Origin of the sequence: Pseudoalteromonas sp. CO109Y, assembly GCF_004208935.1 — a bacterium.
In the GTDB taxonomy this organism is placed as follows: Bacteria; Pseudomonadota; Gammaproteobacteria; order Enterobacterales; family Alteromonadaceae; genus Pseudoalteromonas; species Pseudoalteromonas shioyasakiensis.
This window is the reverse complement of record NZ_SGPD01000041.1, coordinates 65451-89659: the sequence shown is the minus strand read 5'-3', so window position 1 is coordinate 89659 and position 24209 is coordinate 65451. Positions and strand designations below refer to the sequence as shown.

Annotated in this window: 19 protein-coding genes; 9 read left to right on the top strand and 10 right to left on the bottom strand. The window is 39.9% G+C overall.

Going from position 1 to position 24209, the window contains the following annotated elements; genetic code table 11:
- The first annotated feature begins 2 nt into the window (after nucleotides 1-2).
- The gene (locus EXT43_RS17040; protein ID WP_130167516.1) at nucleotides 3-1013 is read left to right on the top strand and encodes an ABC transporter ATP-binding protein; all 1011 of its coding nucleotides are present in this window, start codon (nucleotides 3-5) and stop codon (nucleotides 1011-1013) included.
- 437 nt (nucleotides 1014-1450) lie between these two features.
- On the opposite strand, the gene EXT43_RS17035 is transcribed toward EXT43_RS17040, so the two are convergent.
- A complete protein-coding gene (locus EXT43_RS17035) occupies nucleotides 1451-4573 on the bottom strand; it encodes a TonB-dependent receptor (RefSeq protein ID WP_130167515.1) in 3123 nt (1040 codons plus the stop codon).
- Nucleotides 4574-4607: 34 nt separating this feature from the next.
- Nucleotides 4608-5471: a S1/P1 nuclease gene (locus EXT43_RS17030; RefSeq protein ID WP_130167514.1), complete on the bottom strand. Its 864-nt coding sequence runs from the start codon at nucleotides 5469-5471 to the stop codon at nucleotides 4608-4610.
- 219 nt (nucleotides 5472-5690) lie between these two features.
- On the opposite strand from EXT43_RS17030, the gene EXT43_RS17025 reads away from it, so the two are divergent.
- Nucleotides 5691-6593 carry a hypothetical protein gene (locus EXT43_RS17025; protein ID WP_130167513.1) on the top strand — a complete coding sequence of 301 codons (903 nt, stop codon included), beginning with the start codon at nucleotides 5691-5693 and terminating at the stop codon, nucleotides 6591-6593.
- Entirely contained in the window at nucleotides 6580-7527 is a 948-nt protein-coding gene (locus EXT43_RS17020; RefSeq protein WP_240701530.1) for a hypothetical protein, read from the top strand. The genes EXT43_RS17025 and EXT43_RS17020 overlap by 14 nt, the downstream gene beginning before the upstream one ends.
- A gap of 58 nt (nucleotides 7528-7585) precedes the next feature.
- On the opposite strand, the gene ushA is transcribed toward EXT43_RS17020, so the two are convergent.
- A complete protein-coding gene (gene ushA / locus EXT43_RS17015; protein WP_130167512.1) occupies nucleotides 7586-9193 on the bottom strand; it encodes a bifunctional UDP-sugar hydrolase/5'-nucleotidase UshA in 1608 nt (535 codons plus the stop codon).
- A gap of 75 nt (nucleotides 9194-9268) precedes the next feature.
- On the bottom strand, nucleotides 9269-9466 hold the full coding sequence (locus tag EXT43_RS17010; RefSeq protein ID WP_054563072.1) for a hypothetical protein: 198 nt from the start codon (nucleotides 9464-9466) through the stop codon (nucleotides 9269-9271).
- Between the two features lie 247 nt (nucleotides 9467-9713).
- Between EXT43_RS17010 and EXT43_RS17005 the strand changes: the two genes are divergently transcribed.
- The gene (locus EXT43_RS17005; RefSeq protein ID WP_130167511.1) at nucleotides 9714-10451 is read left to right on the top strand and encodes a peptidylprolyl isomerase; all 738 of its coding nucleotides are present in this window, start codon (nucleotides 9714-9716) and stop codon (nucleotides 10449-10451) included.
- Nucleotides 10452-10574: 123 nt separating this feature from the next.
- Here EXT43_RS17005 and EXT43_RS17000 read toward each other — a convergent pair whose 3' ends face one another.
- Nucleotides 10575-10988, bottom strand: a complete 414-nt coding sequence (locus EXT43_RS17000) for an MAPEG family protein (protein WP_130167510.1) — start codon at nucleotides 10986-10988, stop codon at nucleotides 10575-10577.
- Nucleotides 10989-11154: 166 nt separating this feature from the next.
- Between EXT43_RS17000 and EXT43_RS16995 the strand changes: the two genes are divergently transcribed.
- Complete coding sequence (locus EXT43_RS16995; protein WP_130167509.1) at nucleotides 11155-14040, top strand: insulinase family protein; 2886 nt, start codon at nucleotides 11155-11157, stop codon at nucleotides 14038-14040.
- A gap of 49 nt (nucleotides 14041-14089) precedes the next feature.
- Here the strand turns inward: EXT43_RS16995 and EXT43_RS16990 are convergent, their stop codons facing one another.
- Nucleotides 14090-15472 carry a Na+/H+ antiporter NhaC family protein gene (locus EXT43_RS16990; protein ID WP_062565487.1) on the bottom strand — a complete coding sequence of 461 codons (1383 nt, stop codon included), beginning with the start codon at nucleotides 15470-15472 and terminating at the stop codon, nucleotides 14090-14092.
- A 285-nt stretch (nucleotides 15473-15757) separates the two neighbouring features.
- On the opposite strand from EXT43_RS16990, the gene EXT43_RS16985 reads away from it, so the two are divergent.
- Together EXT43_RS16985 and EXT43_RS16980 are read left to right on the top strand one after the other, a co-directional pair.
- On the top strand, nucleotides 15758-16162 hold the full coding sequence (locus EXT43_RS16985; protein ID WP_130167508.1) for an NUDIX domain-containing protein: 405 nt from the start codon (nucleotides 15758-15760) through the stop codon (nucleotides 16160-16162).
- A 3-nt stretch (nucleotides 16163-16165) separates the two neighbouring features.
- The gene (locus tag EXT43_RS16980) at nucleotides 16166-16657 is read left to right on the top strand and encodes a GNAT family N-acetyltransferase (RefSeq protein ID WP_130167507.1); all 492 of its coding nucleotides are present in this window, start codon (nucleotides 16166-16168) and stop codon (nucleotides 16655-16657) included.
- On the opposite strand, the gene EXT43_RS16975 is transcribed toward EXT43_RS16980, so the two are convergent.
- Genes EXT43_RS16975 through EXT43_RS16965 form a run of 3 tightly spaced genes read right to left on the bottom strand, consistent with a single transcriptional unit; the run spans nucleotide 16640 to nucleotide 20141 of the window.
- On the bottom strand, nucleotides 16640-17251 hold the full coding sequence (locus EXT43_RS16975) for a PqiC family protein (protein ID WP_130167506.1): 612 nt from the start codon (nucleotides 17249-17251) through the stop codon (nucleotides 16640-16642). The genes EXT43_RS16980 and EXT43_RS16975 overlap by 18 nt on opposite strands.
- Nucleotides 17251-18906, bottom strand: a complete 1656-nt coding sequence (gene pqiB / locus EXT43_RS16970) for an intermembrane transport protein PqiB (RefSeq protein ID WP_062565483.1) — start codon at nucleotides 18904-18906, stop codon at nucleotides 17251-17253. The genes EXT43_RS16975 and pqiB overlap by 1 nt, the downstream gene beginning before the upstream one ends.
- On the bottom strand, nucleotides 18903-20141 hold the full coding sequence (locus tag EXT43_RS16965; RefSeq protein ID WP_063529372.1) for a PqiA/YebS family transporter subunit: 1239 nt from the start codon (nucleotides 20139-20141) through the stop codon (nucleotides 18903-18905). Before EXT43_RS16965 ends, pqiB begins: the two co-directional genes overlap by 4 nt.
- Before the next feature lie 140 nt (nucleotides 20142-20281).
- On the opposite strand from EXT43_RS16965, the gene EXT43_RS16960 reads away from it, so the two are divergent.
- Complete coding sequence (locus EXT43_RS16960; protein ID WP_240701529.1) at nucleotides 20282-21058, top strand: transporter substrate-binding domain-containing protein; 777 nt, start codon at nucleotides 20282-20284, stop codon at nucleotides 21056-21058.
- Here EXT43_RS16960 and EXT43_RS16955 read toward each other — a convergent pair.
- Nucleotides 21047-21847: a thioesterase family protein gene (locus EXT43_RS16955; protein WP_130167505.1), complete on the bottom strand. Its 801-nt coding sequence runs from the start codon at nucleotides 21845-21847 to the stop codon at nucleotides 21047-21049. The two genes, EXT43_RS16960 and EXT43_RS16955, sit on opposite strands and share 12 nt — an antisense overlap.
- A 239-nt stretch (nucleotides 21848-22086) precedes the next feature.
- Between EXT43_RS16955 and dnaK the strand changes: the two genes are divergently transcribed.
- The gene (gene dnaK, locus EXT43_RS16950) at nucleotides 22087-24009 is read left to right on the top strand and encodes a molecular chaperone DnaK (RefSeq protein ID WP_055021216.1); all 1923 of its coding nucleotides are present in this window, start codon (nucleotides 22087-22089) and stop codon (nucleotides 24007-24009) included.
- Nucleotides 24010-24209 lie beyond the last annotated feature (200 nt).

The following is a 24209-nucleotide window of genomic DNA, read 5'->3' as shown; positions in this document are numbered from 1 at the left end:
TAATGCTATCAGTTAGTAAGCTGTCTATCGATTATGGTAGCAATCGTGTGGTAAGTGAACTTAACTTATCACTAGGGGAAAGTGAGATCCTCATGCTAGTTGGTCCAACTGGCTGTGGTAAAAGTACAATTTTACAAGCGTTAGCTGGGCTTATTCCTATCAGTGAAGGCGAAATTAATTTAGGCTCATGGCGTGCAACACCCAAGTTAAAAGTACCACCAGAAAAGCGTAAAGTGGGTATGGTCTTTCAAGACTTTGCGTTATTCCCGCATTTAACAGTGCAGCAAAATATTTGCTTTAGATTAACCGATACCTCAAAAGCTGATCATTGGATTAAGTTACTGGGTCTTGAAGCATTTCGTGATAAAAAGCCCGCTACTTTATCGGGTGGTCAAAAGCAGCGTGTAGCACTTGCGCGTACACTAGCTCACGAACCAGACTTTGTATTACTTGACGAGCCTTTATCAAACTTAGATGCAGCTTTAAAAGACACCCTTCGTTGGGATATTCGTAATGCATTAAAAGATGCAGGTGTTCCTGCAATTTGGGTAACCCATGACCAAGAAGAAGCCTTATCTGTAGGTGACCGAGTTGGTGTACTTAAAGAAGGCATTATTCAGCAAATCGATACTCCTGAACGTTGTTTTAGCTTACCAAGCAATCGCTTTGTAGCGCGCTTCTTAGGTGAAGCAAGTTTCATTGCTGGTAATTGTGAAGGTGATATTGCCACCACTGATTTAGGTAATGCACCAGCGATTAGGGTTGACCATGATACTGCAAAAGTTGATGTATTACTTCGCCCTGATGATGTTCACCTTATTCAAAATGCAGCTACTAGCAATGGTAAAGTGACCTGGGTACGTTACGAAGGTGGTAGCCGCTTATGCGCTGTAAAATTAGCGTGTGATACTGTGGTGACAAGCCGAGTAAGCCATGAAGTGATGGTACGCCCTGGTGATGCAGTGCATGTATCTATTAACACAACACACCCACTTGCGGTTTACGCAGCTTAAATAAAAATATCTTTGCAGGTCTCATTGGCCTGCATTTTTTAGAAAGCTTTCAGCCATCAGCCATCTGACGCGATGTAAAATCGCTGCTACCTAGCAACTTGCTAACTTTCCCCAAGAAGCTTTACTCTCGTAACTCTTATCTCGTATCTCGTTACTACAACCATTCACTGCTAAAGCCCGTCCTAAGAAAAGATTTATCAGGTCCTAGGCTCTAGGTTTTAGGTACTAGGACGGGATATAAAATCGCTGTTACCTTGCAACTTTCTAACTTTACTCTTGAAGCTTTACTCTTTCTAACTTTACTCTTGAAGCTTTACTCTTGCTAACTTTCCCCTAGTAGCTTTACTCTCGTAACTTGTAATAGCTAACTTTCTCCAAAACGTAAAAAGCCCGCCAGTAGGGGCGGGCTTTTGTTTTATAACAAGGTTAACTCGTTATTAGAATGTGTAACGTACACCTACACGCATTTCCCAAACTGATGCGCTGCTTTGAGTTGCAGTTTTACCATTGTTAGGGTTGAAGTCTGAGTATACATAACGACCTTGGTCATCAAGGTCTACGGTCACCATGCTGTTACCAACAAAGCTACCTTTCTTAAGTACGCCCCAGTCATCGTTTAACATGTTTGTTAAGTTATCGATAACGAAGAATACTTCACCTTTGTGACCAGGCATGAAACCAGGTAACTCTTGAGTCATCTTGAAGTTAACTTTAGTGAACCAATCAGCATTTTGACGGTTACGACCCGAGATTTCACCGCGAGCTAAGCCTTGAGCAGAAATCCACTCGTTGAACTCAGTTACTTCTTCAGGAGTCATGTCGTAAACAACGTTAGGGTCATTCACTTCAGGGATATACATTAGCTGACGACCGCCGTTTGAGTTGCTATCACCCCAAACGCCGTCTGAATCATCAAACGTGTAGCTGTAAGGTAGACCTTTGTACGTTTCGCTGAATAGGTTGAAACGTGTATTGTAACCATCAAACAACTCAGTTGTGTAGCCTAATGTCATAGTAAAGCGATGTGGGATCTCGTAATCAGATGTGTGTGCACCTGGGTTAGTCGGATCGTATGTTGCTAAGTTACCGTAGTTTGAGCTCGCTACCGAACTTGTCATAGGGTTAGCATCAGTTGAATCAGTGTAAGCGTAAGCTAGTTGTACGCTAATACCGTTATCAAAACGTTTGCTCATAGCAGCAGAGATAACATGAGACTCACCGCTGTCACCACTTACATTAGTCAGTAGTAAATCGCCGTAACGGCCTGTTTCTTTTTCTTCAAGAATTGGGCGACCATCAAATGTTGTTTCACCAGAATCTTGTAACGCGATATCTTCTAGGAAAGCAGCATCCTTACGTTTAGTGAATAAGTAATCTAGTGAGAATACATACTCATCTTCAGTTGTGTATGTTGCACCTACTGAGTATTTCCACTCTGATGGCATTTCGAAGTCTGGGTCAACAGCGTTTACCGATGAATCACCTGAACCAATGACTGTGTTTGCAACTTGATCGTAAAGGCTTTGTGGTACTTCGTAACCTGGTGTGCCGCCGTTCACGTTTGGCGTAGCGAATAGGTCAACACCACCTCTGATTGATGTACCAATGTTAGTGATACCATCATTCGAGTATGAGTTAGATAGCCATACATTCGGGTTACCACCAGAGAATAAGCCAACACCTGCACGTACTTCTAGTGCATCTGTTGCGTACCACTCAAAACCAACACGTGGTTGAATTAAATCGATGCCGTCGAATGTTGATTGGTTGCTGAAACCGTAACGGTTTGTAAAGTTTTCATTGTAGTTAGGTTTGTCGTCACTTGTATATTTGTCGTAACGAAGACCAAACGTTAATGTTGCATCTAAATCTGTAAAGCTGTACTCATCTTGCACATAGAAAGTATGCTGAGCATAGGCAAAGCTTGCAGCAGCGTCTGTTGGATCATTTGTTCCTGCCGCGTTGTTGTAGTAAACACGGTCTGCAAAACCAGCTTCAAAATCGTCTACAGATTTAAAACGCCACTCACCTTGCGTATGTTGAACGAATTGGTTGAATACGTCTAACTCTTCAAACTCGTAGCCAGCAGTAATTGTGTGTTGATCAAGGTAGTATGTACCCGCAATTTTTGCTGTCACTGTTTCATAGCTAAGAGCATTTGATTGACGAGAATCATCTGGACCAATGTAGATTGTACCACCATCTTCTGTACGAATTTGCATTTCACCAAAGCTGCTTGCTGCATCTAAAGAGCGAACAGTCTGATCTAATTCTGATTTACCTAAACGAATTTCAGTTGAAAATTCATCAGACCAATCTGAGTAAAGTGAACCAATGATTGATGTAAATTCAGCACTTTGCTTGAAGAAGTGATTATCTAAAGTAACAGTGTTGCTGTAAGCATCTGACTGAGACAGTGTAAAACCATCGTTATAGTTATAGATTAAGTTTGCACGGTGGTCATCGTTGATATTCCAGTCTAACTTAACTAAGATTTTTTCATCTTCAACTGGTGCGCTTGATGGCATGCCACCTGCGTCATAACCGTAAACATCTTGAGCGATTTGCTGTACACGTGCAACGTCTGCAGCTGTAACACTACCTGTGTCTAGGCCGCCGTAGTTGTATTGTTTTACACCTTCAAGTTTTTCGTAAGATGTAAATAAGAAAAGGCTATCTTTAATTAGTGGTAAACCAACGTTGAAGCCGTAACGTTTTTCAGTGTAATCACCGTTATCGTAGTCTTCACCTTCGATTTTATCACCTTTCATTGAATCATTTGTGTAATCGAAGAACATACCACCGTGTACTTCGTTACCACCTGATTTAGTAACAGCGTTGATGTTACATGATGTGAAACCACCATATTGAACATCAAAAGGTGCTAGTTCAACTGCAACCTGTTCGATTGAATCAAAAGAGAAAGGAGCACGGATTGTAGGGTAACCGTTAGAGCTTAAACCGAAGTTATCGTTCATACGAACGCCGTCAAGCGTTAAGCTGTTGAAACGTGGGTTACCACCACCACAGTTGATTGAACCGCGGCTATCGTCAATAGTTACACGTGGGTCGATACGAACGATATCTTTTAAGTCACGGTTGATAGCTGGTTGGTTTTCTAAATCTTCAAGTGTGAACGTTGCAGCTGGGCCTGTACCACCAGACATACGGCTGATTGGACGACCAGTAACTACAATTTGTTCTACATCAGATTGTCTCTCTAACGTAACATTAACTGGGTAGTCAGCACCAACTTGTAGGTTGATGTTGTTGAATGTTTGATCTGCGAATACGTCAGAATCAACAACAACGCGGTAAGGACCACCTACACGTAGGCCTTTTGCTGTGAAGTAACCCGCATCGTTCGTTTCAGTTTCTTTAGTTGAACCTGAAGGTAAGTGAACGATAGTAATCTTAGTGCCTGCAGCAGGGTTGCCGCTAGGACCTTTGATTTGACCCTTGATAGCAGATGTTGTTTCATTTGCTAACGCTGCACCACTCACACCAACACATGCTGCAATAGCAAGTGATAGAGCTGTTTTGCGGAGTTGGATTTTCATTATGTTATTTCCCGTGTTAGAGGTTATGTTTCATTTATAGTTTGCTGTCAGTTGGCATCTTAAGTGCCTTTACTAACGGTTTTGCTGATTTATCAAATAGATTATTTAATAAACCTGCCAATCTTATCCCGCCTTGTTGTAGGCGAGTTTTAACAATCGGTAAGTTTTTATAGATATAACTATAACTTACGTTTGTTTCATTTTCTTTATACAGAGAGTTTGCAATATTATTTGATTCGATTAACCAATCGCTAGGTGAACTGGCAAGATAGTCCGTTATTAACGCTTGATTTGTTGTATTTATAAATTGCGCAAACTCAGTATAGGACAAATTTTCATTTTCAATGAGTTTTGTGTCCCACAAGCTATGTAAATTGGTATCTTGACCGAAGAATGTGACAGAAATATTGTTGCCGCCACGATCTTCACCGCGACCGGCATGAAAAGGTTGATGGCTATCACCAACGAGGTGAACTAAAAAACGCAGTGCGAACTGTTTTTCACCTAGAGAAGCTTTTTGGTTTTGTAATACTGAGATTGAATATTCCATGCCTTCGAGGATATCTGACACGGTTTCTTTGTTATGGTGGGCATGTGAGTCGTAATGAGGTTTAGCATCGCCTTCTTTAAAGTTAATGTAATGCCAGCGCGAAGATTTCTTTTGCCAGAATTTTTCTGGAGCAGAACGCATTTCATCAGCCCACGTTGCTACCTGTGGTAAAGAATCACCATCAAGTAAAGGAACTAATGCTTGCTTGGTGGTGTCTGTAATATGCTTAGATGCAATTTCACCAATAATACGGTGACCATTCTGACCCCATGCATTAGCCGGGTTACTTAACACCGCAGAAATAACTGGTGTCGATAACAGCAACATTTTTATTGTTTTTTGTAACATTGACTCAGTGTCCAAAAATGAATGTGCCCTGAAGCACGATTTCTTGATGCATATTTTCCTGAATTTAAAAGCAAATAGAAAGGACTCAATAAGATTCATAATTTCCTGTTCATATATGTTATTTATCAATAACTTAAAATATTCAGGTAAAATTACTTGTTGTAATAAGTAAGAATAATTGTTCAAATAGAGACAACGGAGCGTTGTTGGCTATTAAAATTGAATTTAAGAACAATACTAATAAAAAAATCGTCGATTGTTACATTTTTGTTTCTAGCAGTTATTTTGTTTTTTTATATCGGAATTTTGCAGGGTAAACCGGCTGTATCAGATATAGATGCATTTATTGAAACGTCTTTTCAATGTGATACTAAATCAGAGGTTAACCTTAATGAGTTGGTGGTGTATTCATCGGGCAAAGTATTGGCTGAGGATGTCGCTAAAACTTTGTGCGCAGATGACATTATTAGTAAACAATACGGCAAGGTCACCTCTTATTGGGGTTATAAAACCTCAGACACAATTGAGTTTTTAGGTAAAGGGATTGCAGATTTGATCCTGGCTAAAGAAAACTTGATTAATGCCTTTATGGCCGAGTCAACCTATAACTACCAAGCAGTTGTTGGCTTTCCTGACTACACTGCTTATTTAATTTCTAGTAAAGAAAAGCCACGCATTGAAAAAAGCTACTTTTTAGATAAACGTATTGGTTTGCTTGATTACCCAACGAGCCGCTCTGGACACATTCTCCCTAAACAATTATTTAAAAAATTAGATATCAACCTAGAAAACCTTAATATCACTTACGCAAGTTCGCATACTGAATTAAGAGAGCTGCTTGCAAGTGGTAAGGTCGATTTAATTTCTTCTTATTGGCAAGACAGCGACCAGCAACGTTTTTCTAAAAACTACATTAAGCCTATACGCGACAATATAAGTGGTAGTCGTTGGTATTTAAAAATGCAGGATGAAAACACCGACCTTTTATGTGCAGTACAAGCGCAGTTAACCCAATTGGCACACAATCAAAATTCTCATTACTTTAATCATGTTGAGTCTTTTTGGGAATGTGAGTCGACTCAGCAAACAATGAAAGTAGGGGATAGCAATGCTGCCAATTAAAGTAAAACTTGCTTATGGCGGAGTATTTATAAGCTGTTGCTTGGTTTTATTTGCCAGCTTTATTACAGCAAAAGCTTATAAGACAACAACTAATGATGCTCTGACTCTAGCAAAAGTTGAAAACCGCATTGCCCTTGATTTAAACCATTTAAATTTACCTGATGATTTTTTAAAGCATTCAGGTAGTAAAGATATGGTACTTAATTATATCGCGCGTCTTAATGCACAATTAGCTGACTCAGGCGTGATGGTTTACTCCATTGAGGGGATCTCTGATTATCCTGCTCGTGCAGATTTAATCACTAAGCAATTGCATGCACCACAAAAATCATTAACGGTTAGCTTTGTTGTAGCATCGTCTTTATTTGCTAAAGATGATATCGCTGTGTTGATTTTGGTGTGTTTATTTGCAGCTGCATTTACTTACTTACTATTTATAAGTGAACGCACTAAAATCCAAATAGCTAAACACGAACCAGAAGTTGCAATTCAGGCAGAAGAAAAGCCTAAATTGATAGTCGATCTTCAAAATAAAACCTTGGCTGCTAGCTGTGCTGTTGATAAAACAGTGGCGCTTGCTAATAAACCGCTGTGCTTTTACCTTGCATTGGTTGAGTTTTGTATTGAACATCCGGATGTAGTGCTTAATCAAAATAAAGATGTACCAGAAGAATTACTGACTTTAGCAAACAAGTATTTTTACCGGTTAGTAGAGCTTGGTCATACAATACGTAAGCGCCCAAACTTTACCAATAGTTTAGAAAAAACATTAAGTGAAATTCGGGCTGCACTTGATGAAGTTTGGCAAGAGCAGCCTGAGATAAAAGAAACCTATTATCCACCTAAGGCCCATGGTGAAGGCTCCCGTTCTCGATTACATCATTACGGATTGAAAGCGATTGAGATTGCCGATATTGAAGTCATTGGCAAGTAATCTAGTTTAAAAGTAAAAAGGGAAGTCACTGACTTCCCTTTTTCTATTTAAGTAGTCTTTATTTAGGGGCGTAATCAGCCGCTTTAACAGGACTATTTTGTTCAAAGAAACGTTTTAATGCCTGTGCATCTGTATCATCTGTACTTACAAATCCTTTTTTACTGGTAAGAGTAGGGTAACCATCACCACCAGAGGCATTATAGCTGTTAATGCTCATACGATAAGTTTTAGCCATATCAAGTGGTTTACCGGCAATTTTAACATCAGATAAAGTTTCATTGTCGCGCTTAAAGCTTAGCTTATAGTATTGTAAGTAAGCACCTGAATCAGGTGGGAAAGAAGTAACAACTTGTAAGTAGTCAAATAGCTCTTGGCCTGTCATATCAATATAGGTGATACGGTTTTTAAAAGGATGAACTTTTAAAATATCTTTATAACTTACATCGCCTGCTTGAATGCTATCGCGAATACCGCCACCGCTTATCAAACCAAAATCAGCACCCACTGACTGCATTTGTGCAGCAATAATAACGCGTGCTAAGTTTACTTGCTCATAGCGTACTTTATTGCGGTCACCTTCAAGTTTTGCATCCACGTTACCTATTTTACCAGCAATTTGTGCTGCGCCTTTTTGCTGATAAACCGCAAGGATGTCTTGTAAGTTTTTGTTTGGTTCAATGTACTCAGCCGCTAGCTTTTTATTACCGTTTTCATCATCAATATAAAGATTTACCGGAATAAGTGAGTAATTGAGCAAAGTTAATTCATCGTTTTCTAATTTGAACTCAGCTTTACCAACATATTTACCCCACTCATGGGCTTGCATGATCCAAGTTCCATTTTGTTGGTCAGGCTTACACTCTTTACCTGGCATAAAGCTTTTGTCAGCAACATTGGCTTCTTTCATACACACAGGCTCTTGTGAATGACCGCCAACAATAATATCAAGCATCCCTTTTGGTAAGTTGCGCGCCATAGTCACATCACCGGGTGCGTTAATACCAAAGTCAGCATCAACATAGTGACCCATGTGAGTAACAGCGATGGTAATATCTGGGTTGTATTGTTTATCAATTTCTGGAGCTAACTTTGCAGTAACGTCTGTAGGGTCTTTAAATTCTAGGCCACCGATATATTGCGGGTTACCGATTTTAGCGGTATCTGTGGTAGTTAAGCCGATTACAGCAATTTTAAGTCCATTCTTTTCGAAGATTTTATAGCCTTGGTAAAGAGTTTCACCGGTTGTTTTATCGATGATATTTGCTGATAGAAAAGGGAAGTTTGACCATTTTTGTTGTTGATCGAGTACTGCCAGTGGATTATCAAACTCATGGTTACCAATTGCCATGGCATCATAACCAATTACCGACATACCTTTAAAATCTGGTTCCGCGTGTTGTAAGTCAGACTCTGGAATACCCGTATTGATATCGCCACCAGAAAGCAGTAAAACAGCATGACCTTGTGCTTTGGCTTCGGCTTTTAGTTGATCAATTAAAGTCTTACGAGCAGCCATGCCATATTCACCTTGTTCGTTATGCCAAAAACGACCATGGTTATCATTAGTATGAAGCAGAGTTAAATATTGGGCTGAATCAGTATTATTAGAAGAGGAGCTACATGCGGTTAGGGTAACCAGTAGCGATGTTAGTAAAAAAAAGCGCATAATTGTTTGCCTGAATAGAGCAGTAGGTTAATTATGCGCTTAGTTTAAACGACTTAAGTTTAAATTAAATGTCTTTTATAAACTTTTGTCGCTATTTTCTGTATTTAGTTGTCCTGTTGCGGCAAGTTGTCTGCGTTGTAGTTCTTGTTCTGCGTAATGAGACTTTTGATGATTATTGCCGACCATCCAATTTAAAAAACTAGCGGGTAACTTACTATAAGGCTCACCTTGGTGTAGGCCAAAATCGCATATTGCGTTCTCTTCATTCGCCATGGTTCATTCCTGTGTGTTCATTGTTGTCGTGATGATACTAACAAACTGAGCCTATTTGATAAGACGATTTTGATTTATTCTTTAAATTTTTTATAACCATAATGAATACATGGTGTAAATTAATGTAACTGAGATGTAATTGCTTTGGCGCGTTTTGTGTAACTGTTTTGTTTGCTATTTAAGCGCCTGTCTATTTTGTTTAAGCTTCTTGCAGTTTTATAATAAAAATTATCAGGAAAGATAAACAATGAAAAAACATCTACTTGCAACTGCTTTATTGGCTAGCTGTTTTACAGCCAATGCTACTATTGTTGAAATGCAGACAGATCTGGGCAGTATTACTGTTCACCTTTATGATCAACATACACCTGTTACCGTTGAAAACTTTTTAAACTATGTTGCAGATGGCAGCTACGACGGTACGGTTATCCATCGCTCAGTTGATAACTTTGTATTGCAAGGTGGTGGTTTTAAATTTGATACTGATTTTGAGGCGATAGAAACTGCTGACGCTATTACCAATGAGCCAGAGCTGTCGAATGTTAAAGGTACCATTGCAATGGCCAAGCTTGGTGGTAATGCTAATAGTGCGACAAGTCAGTGGTTTTTCAATTTAAAAGATAACAGCGCTAACCTCGACTTACAAAATGGTGGCTTTACTGTTTTTGGTGAAGTAACTGTACAGAGTATGGATGTTTTAGAACAAATCACCTCTTTAGTTCACTGTGGAGAAATTCCAGTAGTAAATCTTAATGAAGAGCAGTGCCCAGATACAACATCAGGTTTCAGTGGTGAAAACTTGTTTTACATTAACAGTGTGACTGTGATTGATGATGATCCTAATTCGTCTGCTTCTTTATCACCAAAAGAGAACACGCTAATTGATGAAGATAACTCTTCAGACAATGGCGGTGGTAGCTCAGGCGGGAGTCTTGCGTGGATGCTATCTTTATTAGCTCTTGCAGGCTTTAGTCGTCGTAAATAATTCCAACCAACAAAGTAACGCCTTGATATTAAGCTGCTGTGAAACGCTGAATTCTGCATATTGAGGTGGCTTGGGTATATATAAGGCGCTAAAAAGCGCCTTATTTCTTTGTATTGATGATTATTAGAAGATTCTAACTAAAATAAGCACCCACATTACTAGCATTATAAAGCTACTGACAACAAAACTATAATAGCGCGCCTTCAAGGTGTTTGAAGTTAAGTGTATTACGCTATGAATAATTCTTAATGCAACATAAACCCAAGCAAGGGCAACAAATACAGTACCTACAGCATTGACTTGCAGAGCTGTTAAACACGCAATAAAAAACAGCACAGGCATTTCGAATTGATTGATAAAGTTCCGATCTGCTACGCGAACATTATCCCCAGCCTTTTCAAGCTCCATTGTTAAGAAGTCTCTCATCTCGATGGTTTTTTGTTTTGCCGCACGAAAACGACGCTTACCCATAATGTACATGACTGCAAAAGTCAGAAAGACCTGAGTGAACATTGCTACAATTAGCCACTTTTCCATAGCTCATCCTTTGTTATAGTTATTGCTATTAATCTTAACCGTAAGTATTGCATTTTCACAATGTGTTACAAAGTTTTGCTGTAACTTAGCTAAAAAGCATTGAATTGCGGCGCTCGAAAACACATGATAAATAAAAATTTATTCAATTTCTAATGGATACAAAATAATGAAAAAAATAATTGGACTCAGTGCAATCGCTTTTGCAGTGTTAGCTGGTTGTTCTTCTACTTCTACCACAACGCCTCCTGCAGCTAATACTAACCTTATTCCTGACTCGTTAGTTATCAGCCCAAACGACACCCGTGAGTACAAAACATTAAAACTAGATAACGAAATTGATGTAATTTTAATTTCAGATCCTAGTGCTGAAAAATCAGCTGCTGCTTTGAGTGTAGGCGTTGGTTTATTGCACGATCCTATGTCGCAACAAGGCATGGCGCACTACCTAGAGCATATGCTGTTCCTTGGTACAGACCGCTACCCAGACACTAAAGGTTACAGTGATTTCATGACCAAAAATGGTGGCGCACATAACGCTTACACCTGGTTAGATATCACAAACTACATGTTCAAAGTGAACAATGATGCCTACGACGAAGCACTTGACCGCTTTGCAGACTTTTTTAAATCGCCAAAGCTTTACCCTGAATACACAGACAAAGAAAAAAATGCGGTAAACGCAGAGTGGTCAATGCGTCGTGAAATGGACTTTTTTGGCCAATTTAAACTAGCGCGTCAAATGATGGGCTCACACCCTGCAAACCGTTTCTTAATTGGTAACCTAGAAACTTTAGGGGACAAAGAAGGCAGCAATCTGCATAAAGAAACCGTTGCTTTCTATAACAAATATTATTCATCGAACATTATGAAAGTGGCGATGATCTCAAATCGTCCACTGGCTGAAATGGAAGCAAAAGCTAAACAGTATTTTGCTGATATTGAAAATAAAAAAATCGAAAAACCTACGGTGACTGATAAGCTAGACTTTTCTGTTGCTGGCGGAAAGCGTGTTTACTACTCACCAAATGAAGATGTAAAACAACTACAGTTAGAGTTCACAATTGCTGATAACAGTTCACAGTTTGCGGTTAAACCAAATCGTTTTGTTTCATACCTTTTAAGTAACGAAATGCAAGGTAGTCCTGCGCAAATCTTGCGTGATAAAGGCTGGGTGTCACGTTTATCTGCTTCTGATGCTCCAACACAATATGGTAACTACGGCAGCTTAACGGTTAATATTGAATTGACTGATGCTGGCATGCAAAACCGCGAAGAAATTGTCGCTATGGTTATGCAGTACATTGCGCTTATTAAAGAGCAGGGTGTTGATAGCAAATACTTTAATGAAATCCGTACATCGTTAAACAATGAATTTCAATTCCTCGAAAAAGGTGATGAGTTTGGTTATGTAAGTAACTTAACTGATAGCATGCAAAAGTTCCCTGTGAACAACGCAATTAACGCACCTTATTATTATGCAAAGTTTGATGCAGATGCGGTGCAAAATGTGCTGTCGCAATTAAACGAAGATACTTTACGTATTTGGTATATCTCTCAACAAGAAGAAACAGATTCACAGCTGCATTTTTACGATGGTAAATACCGCATTGAAGATATCAGCGAAGCAGAAGTTGCAAGCTGGAGCAAACCGAGCGAATACGCTTTAGCATTACCAACAGTAAACCGCTTATTACCAGAAAGCTTTGCAATTAAAACGGCGGAGTTTAAACAACAAGCTCATCCTGAACTGGTATTTGATAAGCAGGGTGTAAAAGTTTGGCGCCAAGCAAGTCAGCAATTTGCTGAGCAACCAAAAGGTCTTGTTGAAGTTTATATTAATACACTTGATGCCCTTGTGAATGTTAAATCACAAGTTCTTTATGCAGTGTGGGCTGATCTCTATAACTTACAACAAAGCAAACTAAGCACAGAAGCAGCCGTTGCAGGTATGAGCTTAGGGCTACAACCAAGTAACGGCCTTGTGTTATCACTAAGTGGTTTTACTGATAAACAAGACGTACTTTTAGCTCAGGCCCTTGAAAATCTAACGTTAGATGTGTCTGAAGAAGGTTTTGCCCAAGCAATCGATCGTTTTAAGCGTGATTTACTCAATCAGCAAAAACAGTTCCCGTTCTATCAAGCTTTTGGTGAGTACTCTAAGCTTACTCGTAGTGGTAAATTTGACACCGAAACCTTGATTGCCGCGGCAGATGCACTAACCCTTGCCGATTTTGCGGCTATTAAACAATCAACACTTGCAGCCAATGATCTACGCGTATTCACTTTTGGTAACTATAACCAAAACGATGTTGAATCTATTGCGAGTAAGCTAACTGCAATTTTACCTAAAGGTCATAAAGCGACTGAGTTTGCCAGAAGCAAAGCTTGGTTACCTCAGCCTGGTGAACGTATTGTACTGCAAAAAGATATTGATGTAGCTGATGTAGCAATTATTGATATGGTTGTTCACCCAACCCCAGGTTATAAGCAAAAAGCACAGGCACAAATTTTACAAAGCCACTTTAGAACCGTTGCGTTTGATAAGTTACGTACAGAAGAGCAGTTAGCTTATGCGGTTGGTGCGCTTGCACGTCCTATCGAAGACTACTCTGCTTTGGGTCTTTATATTCAAACACCGGTTAAAGGCCCTAAAGAAATGCAAGCGCGTTTTGATGAGTTCAAAAAGCAATACGCTGTTGAGCTTGATAACATGACAAAAGAAACATTTGCACAACTTAAAAATGCAACGCTTGTGTCTTTAAAAGAGCAACCTAAGAATTTAAGTGATGAAATGTCACCGCTTATTTCTGATTGGTACCGTGAAAACTTCAACTTTGACTCTAAAGAAAAGCTTATCGCTGAAGTTGAAAAAGTGACATTGGCTGATCTGAAAGATTACTACAAGAAAACGATGCTCAATAGTGAAGCTGCACGTTTAAATATTCAAATGCGTGGTAGTAAGTTTGCAGATAAGCCATTTGCTGATCTGAAAGACCAAACAAAAGTTGAAAACTTAGAGAGTTATTACAAAGGGATCAAATTCCAAAAGTAACCTAATAGTTGATAAACAAAAGCCCAAGCAATTGCTTGGGCTTTTTGATTTATGCGATAAGTAAAAACCCTATAAATGCAGCGCTTGCTGCAAGTAAGGTATAAGGCAGTTGTGTGATAGCATGGCTGACTAAATCACACCCTGAGCCTTGTGCAGCAAGTACCGTGGAGTCAGAATAAAAACAGGCTTGACTACCAAACGATGACGCTGACAACAAAGCACCAATCACTAAAGGAATGTTGGCATCTATAGCGTAAGCCAGTGGCATTACAATAGGAATCGTTACCGCGAAAATACCCCAGCTTGAACCCGTTGCAAAAGCAAGGACTGCCATTGCTAAAAACACCACGGCAGGTAAGTACTGTGCTGTCATATAAGGGCTTAATGTATTAATGACATATTGCGGAAGCATTAATTGGTCACACACATCTTTAAATATAAATGCAGCAACCACAGTCCCAATAGCGGGGATCATACTTTTAAAACCATCGAGCATACGCTCAACGAGTTCTGACAGTGTCATTAACTTTTGTAACATGTAAAAAGGTAAAACAACGGCAAAGGTTGCAAGCAACCCTTTATATACGTCAATGTCAAAGTAAACAGTAAACGCAACAAGTAAAACTATCGGCACTAAAAAGTTATAGAGTTTGCCGTTTGATGCTGCTGTTTCAAAGTTTTCTTCCGCTGCTTTCACTGCGTATTCATCTGCTGTTTGAATATCTGTGTATTGGCTATTCGAGATCTCGATTTGATTATTCATGGCACGTAGTTGTGCTTTTTTCATCGGACCAAAAGCAGGGATCACATTTAAGCTAACCAGTAATACCACAATTACTGCAAACCAAGCGTATAACATATAAGGGATTGCTTGAATGTAGACGGCAATACCTTGGCCTTCTGGTGCAACATTATTGTCAACTAACAAGCCACCAAAAAAAACGGCCCATGTTGAGAGTGGTACAAGCACACAGATAGGCGCAGCGGTTGAGTCAACAACATAAGCGAGCATTTCACGGCTAATTTTAAACTTATCGGTGATACGTTTCATGGTTTCACCGACGGTTAACGCATTTAAGTAATCATCAATAAAAATAATCACACCTAGCACAAAGGTCATCACTAACGATGAGCGCTGGCCTTTGGCAAACTTTAACGCTAATTCGGCGAAGGCACTTGCCCCCCCGGTTCTTACTAATAAAGCGATTAATGCACCAAATCCACCACAGACTAAAATTAGCCAGGCAATGGTTTCGTCTTGCATTACTTTTAATGAAATATCAGCAAAATTGGCTAACACAGCGGTTGGACCTAGCATGGCTAAACCAAACAAAGCACCAATTAGTAAAGATAAAATAGGGCGGCGTAAAAATACGGCCAAAACCACCACCAATACTGGCGGCAGTAAACTTAACGCAGAAGGTTCTTGCATTATATTTTTCACACAGTTAAGCAATGCGAGATTGCTTACAGAAATCAAAAGTCTATCGACTCAAATAACTGCTTTACGCGAACACACTTTTATGGACCCATTAGGGAAAGTGCCTGCGTTGGCTGGCGCCAGACAATATAGAGGGTATACTGCTTTTGTTTTGCCCAAAACATCGCAAGAAAAATAATCTTGAATATTAATTTAGTCAATAACAATTTTTATTGCGATGATAATTATTTTACACTCATCAATAACGTCACTTTTTATTAATTGAGCAAAGGGATTATGGCATTTTCAGATACTTACAGACTCAGTAGCCATGCGGTTATCACCAACAACCAAGGTCAGGTGTTATTACTAAAAGCTGATTACGGTCAAAAAAGTTGGGGGTTACCTGGCGGCGCTTTAGATAAAGGTGAAACCATTCATCAAGCGTTACTTCGCGAATGCCAAGAAGAACTTAATTGTGACGTAGAAATAGCTTATTTAAGTGGTGTTTATTATCACACAGCGTTTAACTCTCATGCGTTTATTTTCCGTGCTTATATAGCTGAGGACGCTGAGATAATGTTGAGCGATGAGCACACAGAGTTCGGCTACTTCGATTTAGATGAGTTATCTAAAGTACAAAAAGAGCGTGTTCTTGATTGCCTTAATTTTACCAATGATGTCGTTAGTAAGGTGTTTTAATAAATGTTAGATATATATTTACGTGCCGGGCAGCCTGATGATGCGACTTTTATCGTTGAGCTTTTAAACCAAGCAACATTCTTAGAACATATCGGTAATAAAAACATTAATACGCCCGCACAAGCTGAGCATTATATTCAACAAACCTTTATAAATAGCCACCAGCAATTGGGCTTTGGCAGTTATATTGTTTGTTTAGCTGATGATACACCGGTTGGAATGGTGGGGCTCTTTCAGCGCGATGCGTTAGCTATCCCCGATTTAGGATTTGCCTTGTTAGCTAAATATGAAGGCAAGGGGATCATTACAGCTGCTGCTCGGTTATTGATGGCCAAAAAACACGTATTAGAGCTTGGTGTGCTTGCTGCAATAACCTCGCAAACAAATATTGGTTCACAGAAGGTGTTACAGAAACTTGGTTTTGAGTTTTTAGGCGATGTCATTATTAATGATGACAATCAGCCTCTAAAACTCTTATTAAAGAGCAAGCTTTGATACTTCGTTTGCAACCTGTTTGTTGACCTTTAGCCAGGTTGACTCAAGTGTTGCAACAAGCCCTTCGTAATCACTGTCTTGTAATGGCGTAAGCTCATTAAAATAATTGACCGCTTTTAACTTTCGGCCCGACTCAGGGTTTGTATAGTACAAACGCCAAAGCCCGGCAATGTTGGCATTGCCTTGTTCATCGCCGTTGAAGTGATGTAGCTCATATTCTAATTCATAGAAACTTTGCTGATCTAAATCGGTTATCACCGGTAAACCTTTTATTACCATCCAATTATCAAGGTCAGTGTAAAGCTGTTGATGGGCACTGGCGGTTAACATTAAATCAGGTGATTCGCTCCATAAATGGTAGTTAGCAGCATTGACTCGGTTGTTGTCGAGAACCATAGCAATGCCACGATTATTAAGCGCACCACGTAGCTGTACGGTGTTAATTCTGAGCTGAGCTTGCGTATTCTCTGCTAAGCGTTGCATTGCAGTAATTGGCTGCGAAAATTGATAATACTCAATGGTTGAGAACGAAGTCTGACTGCAGGCCGAAAGTAACAGCACTGATGCCACTGAAGCACAGAGTTTATAGTTCATTATTGTTTCCTCGGCGTTGGATCGGCAGGTAGCTCTTTATCAAAGATCAACATATTAGGTTGCTGGTTTAAACCTCGTGTGAGTGGCTGTAGCTCTTCACTTAAACGTTTAAATTCAGATAAAGTTGTTTGCAACTGCTGGTGGAATGTTGAGCCTTGCTCGTAACTTGCCATGGTTTTTTCAAATTGTTTCATGGTTTTATCGAACTGTTGCATGCTCTTAGTCATTTCTGCAAAGTTGCGATTAATATCACCCGGTAAGTCTTGCGTATCTTGTTTATTTAGTAGCTCTCTCATGTCATGAGCAAGTGCTTGATACTCAGCAAAGGTGGTCTGCATTTGTGCCAAGCTATCTTCAATTTTAAGGTTATTTACTTTATTCAATACATCAGAGACTTGGTCAGCTATGACTGTAATACCACTTGATACACTCGGGAATACGGTGTACTCGGCTATTGTCTTTAATTCGGCAGGCTCTGCATTATCGTAAATATCTAAGTCAACGTACACGGCGCCAGTGAGTAAGTTACCCGGCTTTAAAGATGCTCGAAGACCATTTTTGATCCATCCATTTAAACTCGAATGCCAAAACTCGCGTGCTGCTGTACTGTCGTGGTAGAGGCGCCCATACTCAATCTTTATCAGGGCAGGTACTGCGGTGTTATCAGTTCTAAAGTGTGCAGGCTTACCGTCTATTATGACACTTGCAGGTGCTTCAACTACACTACCGATACGCATACCTCGGTATTCTACAGGAGCGCCAGCGCGTAAGCCGCGAATTGATTGCTCAAAGTCGATTAAGTAGTAGTCAAAATCGTAAAAGCGTTCTTCTAAGGCGGCTTTGTAGCTATTACTTAAAGAAAAACTATGGCCGTTACTGGCAACTTCACCGGGCGCTTGTTGCTCAGGAATACCAACAGAAATACCGCCTTTGAGCAATTTACTTAACGAGCCTGTATTAACATTAATACCATCTGCAGAGAGGTCTATTTCGATGCCTGAGTTTACCCAGAAAATAGAGTTTAAGGTGATCAAGTTTTGATATGGCTCATTGATAAAAATGCCATATTTCATCGCTTGGTTCTTCCAATCAAAGGTGGCGGTTTCTATTTGGCCAATTTTGTAATCTTTAAAGTAAATACCGGTACTCACATCAAGCACTTCTGCGTTATAACTTAACAGTGTGAAGCGCCCACCTTTTACATCTTTACCAATTAAAGCCGGTTCATCTTGTAGCTCAAATCTTTCGGCCAGCTTTTTACTCTCTCCCGGTGCAAATTCTAAATACACACCAGAGAGTAGGGTACTCATGCCGCTTATGCCGGTATCGTCAATCCGTGGTTTTACAACCCAAATTTTCGCATCATCAGTGAGTAAATCGTCGTAATGTTTATCGATTTGCGCCCGTGCGATAACGCTATTTTGTTTATCTGATAAACGAACATGGTCGATTTGGCCAATCTTCACGCTACGTACTTTTATTTCTGTTTTACCAGCCACAATACCTTCTGCATGAGGCATTTTGATGAAGATGGTGGTGCCTTTATTTGCTTGATACTGGTACAACATCCATGCGCCGATTAATAAGGCAATAACTGGAATGATCCAGATGGCCGATATATTTGGCGCTGTTTTTATTTTAGCGGTTTCGCTCATGCCAAGGTCTCTTGTTTCGCAGTACTTAAGTTATCTGGGTTATCCCACAATAAACGGGGATCAAACGCATGGGCTGCCAACATTTGGCAAATAACCATGGTTGTAAAAAATATTGTGCCAATGCCAGGTGTTACTGACATTAAGTTTCCTAGTTGTACTAAGGCTACTAGAATCGCCACAACAAATACATCGATCATTGACCATTTACCAATAAATTCAGTCAATTGGTAGATACGTGTATAGCTTTTAGTTTGTCTGTTTGCTGGCCTCATCACCATAAAGCATAAAAAACTTAATATTAGCGCTTTGGCAAGGGGTACAACCACACTCGCTAAAAAGATGATCATTGCGATAGGGTACGAGCCACTATTCCATAAAATCATTACGCCACCAATAATGGTCGATGGAGTTTCATCGCCAAGGCTTGTGGTGTACATAATAGGATAGACATTAGCAGGAATATAACAGGCCACTGAGGTTAATAACCATGCTGCGGCCTTTTGCACACTAAAAGGGTTACGACTGTAAGTTTTAGAGTCGCAGCGTGAACAGATTTCGGTCGCACACAGTTGTCCACAAACATGACATGCTCTTAAACCTTGATCAATAGCACGCGTATTTGGCTGTGTTTGCTCTATGTATTCAGGTTCTTTTAATTGTTGCCATAAGGTGTGCTTATTTAATTTTGCTGTGGCTGCCACATAACAGATAACAAAAGCGCTATATGCCCAAAAGCTTACACCAAATTCAATGTCGGCCATTGACATGATTTTAACCATACTGACCATCACACCAATTAAGAAAATCTCAGACATGATCCAAGGCTCTAACGCAAAGGTGGTTTTTAACAGTCTTTTTCCCCATTGATACGGCAGCGCTTTTAGTAAGCCTAAATGCAGAGGAATTATGAGTACTAATAAAAGTAGTGGCAGACCAATAATACTGGTGTCGATGAACAAACCTAAAAAGTCGTTGTCGTAATTAAAGAGAATACGTGCGGCATCGGGTAAGGTGATTGTTTGGGTAATACCACTACTAGTAAAAGACAGAAATGGGTAAAACATACTACTCAGTAGCATAACAATAGCACTTAAGCTTAGTGCTACCACCATACTATCTTGGTTAGCTTGCGATGCCGAAAGCTTTGTATTGCAATGAGGGCATATTGCCACTTGTTTTGCACTTAAGTGTGGGATCTCAATGACAAGATCGCAGCTAGGACAGGCTGTTTGCAAACTTAGGGTCTCTTAAACAAGAACTTAGTTAAGTTTGCATCAAATAGTGTATAAATTCAAATGCACCTTTGTTTAATATAAGCTAATATTTGTACAAAGCGATTACGCTTTTTAATACATTTAATTCTTTAAGGTGAGCAGTGAAGCAATTATTTATCCTTTTAATGTTGTTTGTTAGTGTTAAAGGTGAGTGTTTATCTGAGCCAAATACGCAAAAGCCTATAGTTGTTGCTGCAAGCGCCTCTTTACCTCCTTACGTCATTCAAGACACTAATAGCGGTATTCAACTCGAAATATTGAAAGCTGCTTTTAAATCGCAAGGCATATCTAATATCGATATCCATTACATGTCTAATAAGCGTGCTGAGCAGCAGCTTATGCAGGGCAAAGTAGATATTGCATTAAATTTTCCACCCGTACTCACGCCGCATGTTTATAAAAGTGACGAGCTACTGAGCTACCAAAATGTTGCGGTTAGCCTTGCCAATAAAGAGCTGAAAATTAATAGTATTTACGATTTAGCAGGTAAAAGCGTGCTTGCCTTTCAAAATGCGACGAATTTCATTGAAGCACCTTTTAAATCGGTTACCAATATTTTGCGTTCTTACGAAGAAGTAGTTAACCAAGAAGCACAAGTTGATCACCTTATGAAAGGCTGGGTCGATGTAATTATTTTAGAGCGACGGGTGTTTTTATATTATTTAGAAAAATATAAACAAAGCGCTGAGGTAAAACCTTTTATTGTGCATGCAATCTTTAAAGAAGCACCAAGACCTGCGTTTTTTTACAGTAAAACGTTAAAAAACACCTTTAATTTGGGTCTTGGTGAGATTATTGAGTCAGGCCAGTACCAAGCAATTATTCGCCTTGATGGTACTGAGTATGCGCAACTTTCAGAGCCTGAGTTACGCGAATAACGCGACGGTTTGGCGGCTCAACGCAATTAGCTTGCCGTCTTCTTTCCAAATGCAGCCATCTTCTAGCCCATAGCCATCCTTACTATGATGTGTTATTGCTTCGTAGCCAATCCAAGCATCATGGGCAATTGAAGGTTCTTCAACAAATTCTATGTACCACGACATACTACTTGCAGGTGCAGGTTGCTTATACATTTGTAATAAGGTTGGTGGCCATGCATCTGTTAGGGCGATGATATGGGCTTCAGTCATTTGCTCTGGCACATGTTTGAATTTCATCCAGCCACCTAAATGTGAGGTATCTGCTCCAGAGAAAGGCATATTGCCGTCTTGTAAACACAATGCCACATGCTGGAAAAATGCCGGCATGACGCCTTCCTTATAAGGTAGAGTGAAACGCTCATCAACCGGTTTTAGCTGCATGGTCTTAGTGACATTTACACGAACATCGGACTGTCTCTGTGCACCAAAGCAGGCTTGTGTAATAACACAAACATCGCCATTTTGAATCACTTTTGCTAGTACCTGCGCACTGTTTTTGCCTTCACGTAAGACTTCAACGTCGATTGAAAAATCATTGTCAGCGATTAACGGGCCAACAAAGTTAGTGCTTAAAGATAATAAACGACGAGAGCTATCGATATGCTGACGTATAGCTTGATATAATAAAGCTGCAGATAATCCACCAAACGCTGTGCGGCCTTGGCACCAGTTTTCTGGAAATTGCATAACTTTTGTTTTGTCTTTGCCTAGTTCAGCTGCCATGGCGAGTAATTGTTCAAAATGCATAATTTTCCTTAACATTTATTGTTATGGTGTTTGTTATAGCATAGCTAAAGTCATCAGACCAGTTTGTTTATCCTGCAAGCAGGTTGAGAAAACAGCGCTTTTTGTGGAAAAAACGCCCATTTCGAAAATATTTCAAAAAAAAGTAAATTTTTTTCATTTTTACAGTTGAATTCAGTTTCCTGCACCCCTATTTACTAGTCATCGAACGTTTTAACGAATTTTGAAGTTGGAGAAGATTCATGGGTAGAATTATTGGAATCGATTTAGGTACTACTAACTCTTGTGTAGCAGTACTAGACGGTGATAAAGCACGCGTTATCGAAAACGCGGAAGGCGATCGCACAACACCATCGATCATTGCATATACGCAAGACGGTGAAACATTAGTTGGTCAACCTGCAAAACGCCAAGCAGTAACTAACCCAACTAACACATTATTTGCAATCAAGCGTCTAATTGGTCGTCGTTTTGAAGACGAAGAAGTACAACGCGATATCGGTATCATGCCTTTTAAAATTGTAAAAGCTGATAACGGTGATGCATGGGTTGAAGCACGTGGCGAAAAACGTGCGGCACCACAAATTTCAGCAGAAGTGCTGAAAAAAATGAAGAAAACAGCTGAAGACTTCCTAGGTGAAGCGGTTACTGAAGCAGTAATCACAGTACCTGCATACTTCAATGACTCACAACGTCAAGCAACTAAAGATGCTGGTCGTATTGCTGGTCTTGAAGTTAAACGTATCATCAATGAGCCAACTGCCGCTGCACTTGCATACGGCATGGACAAAAATAAAGGTGAAAACGTTGTTGCAGTATATGACTTAGGTGGTGGTACTTTCGATATCTCTATCATCGAGATTGATGAAGTTGAAGGCGAGCACACGTTTGAAGTTCTAGCAACTAACGGTGACACTCACTTAGGTGGTGAAGACTTCGATAACCGTGTTATCAACTACTTAGTTGAAGAGTTTAAGAAAGATCAAGGTATCGACCTTAAAACTGATCCACTTGCAATGCAACGTGTTAAAGAAGCTGCTGAAAAAGCGAAGATTGAACTTTCTTCTGCACAGCAAACAGAAGTTAACTTACCGTACGTGACTGCCGACGCAACTGGTCCTAAGCACATGAACGTTAAAGTTACTCGTGCAAAACTTGAGTCACTTGTTGAAGACTTAGTAACTAAGTCAATCGAGCCACTTAAGCGTGCACTAGCTGATGCTGATTTATCAGTAAGCGACGTAAATGACATCATCCTTGTTGGTGGTCAAACACGTATGCCTTTAGTACAAAAAACAGTTGCTGAGTTCTTTGGTAAAGAGCCACGTAAAGATGTGAACCCAGATGAAGCAGTTGCAGTAGGTGCAGCGATTCAAGGTGGTGTACTAGCTGGTGACGTTAAAGACGTACTACTACTTGACGTATCTCCGTTATCACTAGGTATCGAGACTATGGGTCAAGTAATGACAGCGCTAATCGAGAAAAACACGACGATTCCTACTAAGAAATCACAAGTTTTCTCAACAGCTGAAGACAACCAATCAGCGGTAACGATACACGTACTACAAGGTGAGCGTAAGCGTGCAAGCGATAACAAATCACTAGGTCAATTTAACCTAGAAGGTATTCGCCCAGCACAACGTGGTACTCCACAAATCGAAGTAACATTCGACGTAGATGCGGACGGTATCTTACATGTATCTGCTAAAGATAAAGATACAGGTAAAGAGCAGAAGATCACAATCCAAGCTTCTTCAGGTCTAAGCGACGATGAAGTAGAAAAAATGGTTCGTGATGCTGAAGCGCACGCTGAAGAAGATAAGAAATTCGAAGAGCTAGTAGCAACTCGTAACCAAGCTGATGCAATGGTTCACGGTACACGTAAGCAAATCGAAGAAGCGGGTGATGCATTACCTGCAGAAGATAAAGAAGCAATCGAAGCTGCGCTTACAGAGCTAGAAGCTGCGATTAAAGGTGACAACAAAGAAGAGATTGAAGCGAAAACTCAAGCTCTTGCTGAGAAGTCGCAAAAGCTAATGGAAATTGCACAAGCTAAAGCACAGCAGCAACAAGGCGGTGCGGATGCAGGTGCTGAGCAATCTTCTGCAAAACAAGACGACGATGTTGTTGATGCAGAGTTCGAAGAAGTGAAAGACGACAAGTAATTGCTTGTTTCGCTTCTGCCTAACACAATAATGGCTGCTTTGTTTAGCCAATTAAGTTAGGATGAAATGATTGAGGCGCGCCAGCGATTTCGCTTGACGCGCCTTTTGCATGTATATAAACGGTAAATTGATAAGATGCTAATCTTCTTAAATGGTCATGACCATAATACGACTTGTATCAGTCGATTTACCTTACGCAG

Coding starts and splice junctions, on each gene's coding strand:
- EXT43_RS17040 (WP_130167516.1), top strand. CDS start 3: ATGCTATCAGTTAGTAAGCTGTCTATCGATTATGGTAGCAATCGTGTG.
- EXT43_RS16975 (WP_130167506.1), bottom strand. CDS start 17,251: ATGAACTATAAACTCTGTGCTTCAGTGGCATCAGTGCTGTTACTTTCG.
- ushA (WP_130167512.1), bottom strand. CDS start 9,193: ATGCGCTTTTTTTTACTAACATCGCTACTGGTTACCCTAACCGCATGT.
- EXT43_RS16985 (WP_130167508.1), top strand. CDS start 15,758: ATGGCATTTTCAGATACTTACAGACTCAGTAGCCATGCGGTTATCACC.
- EXT43_RS17000 (WP_130167510.1), bottom strand. CDS start 10,988: ATGGAAAAGTGGCTAATTGTAGCAATGTTCACTCAGGTCTTTCTGACT.
- EXT43_RS16980 (WP_130167507.1), top strand. CDS start 16,166: ATGTTAGATATATATTTACGTGCCGGGCAGCCTGATGATGCGACTTTT.
- EXT43_RS17010 (WP_054563072.1), bottom strand. CDS start 9,466: ATGGCGAATGAAGAGAACGCAATATGCGATTTTGGCCTACACCAAGGT.
- EXT43_RS17030 (WP_130167514.1), bottom strand. CDS start 5,471: ATGTTACAAAAAACAATAAAAATGTTGCTGTTATCGACACCAGTTATT.
- EXT43_RS16995 (WP_130167509.1), top strand. CDS start 11,155: ATGAAAAAAATAATTGGACTCAGTGCAATCGCTTTTGCAGTGTTAGCT.
- EXT43_RS16990 (WP_062565487.1), bottom strand. CDS start 15,472: ATGCAAGAACCTTCTGCGTTAAGTTTACTGCCGCCAGTATTGGTGGTG.
- EXT43_RS17020 (WP_240701530.1), top strand. CDS start 6,580: ATGCTGCCAATTAAAGTAAAACTTGCTTATGGCGGAGTATTTATAAGC.
- pqiB (WP_062565483.1), bottom strand. CDS start 18,906: ATGAGCGAAACCGCTAAAATAAAAACAGCGCCAAATATATCGGCCATC.
- EXT43_RS17005 (WP_130167511.1), top strand. CDS start 9,714: ATGAAAAAACATCTACTTGCAACTGCTTTATTGGCTAGCTGTTTTACA.
- EXT43_RS16955 (WP_130167505.1), bottom strand. CDS start 21,847: ATGCATTTTGAACAATTACTCGCCATGGCAGCTGAACTAGGCAAAGAC.
- dnaK (WP_055021216.1), top strand. CDS start 22,087: ATGGGTAGAATTATTGGAATCGATTTAGGTACTACTAACTCTTGTGTA.
- EXT43_RS17035 (WP_130167515.1), bottom strand. CDS start 4,573: ATGAAAATCCAACTCCGCAAAACAGCTCTATCACTTGCTATTGCAGCA.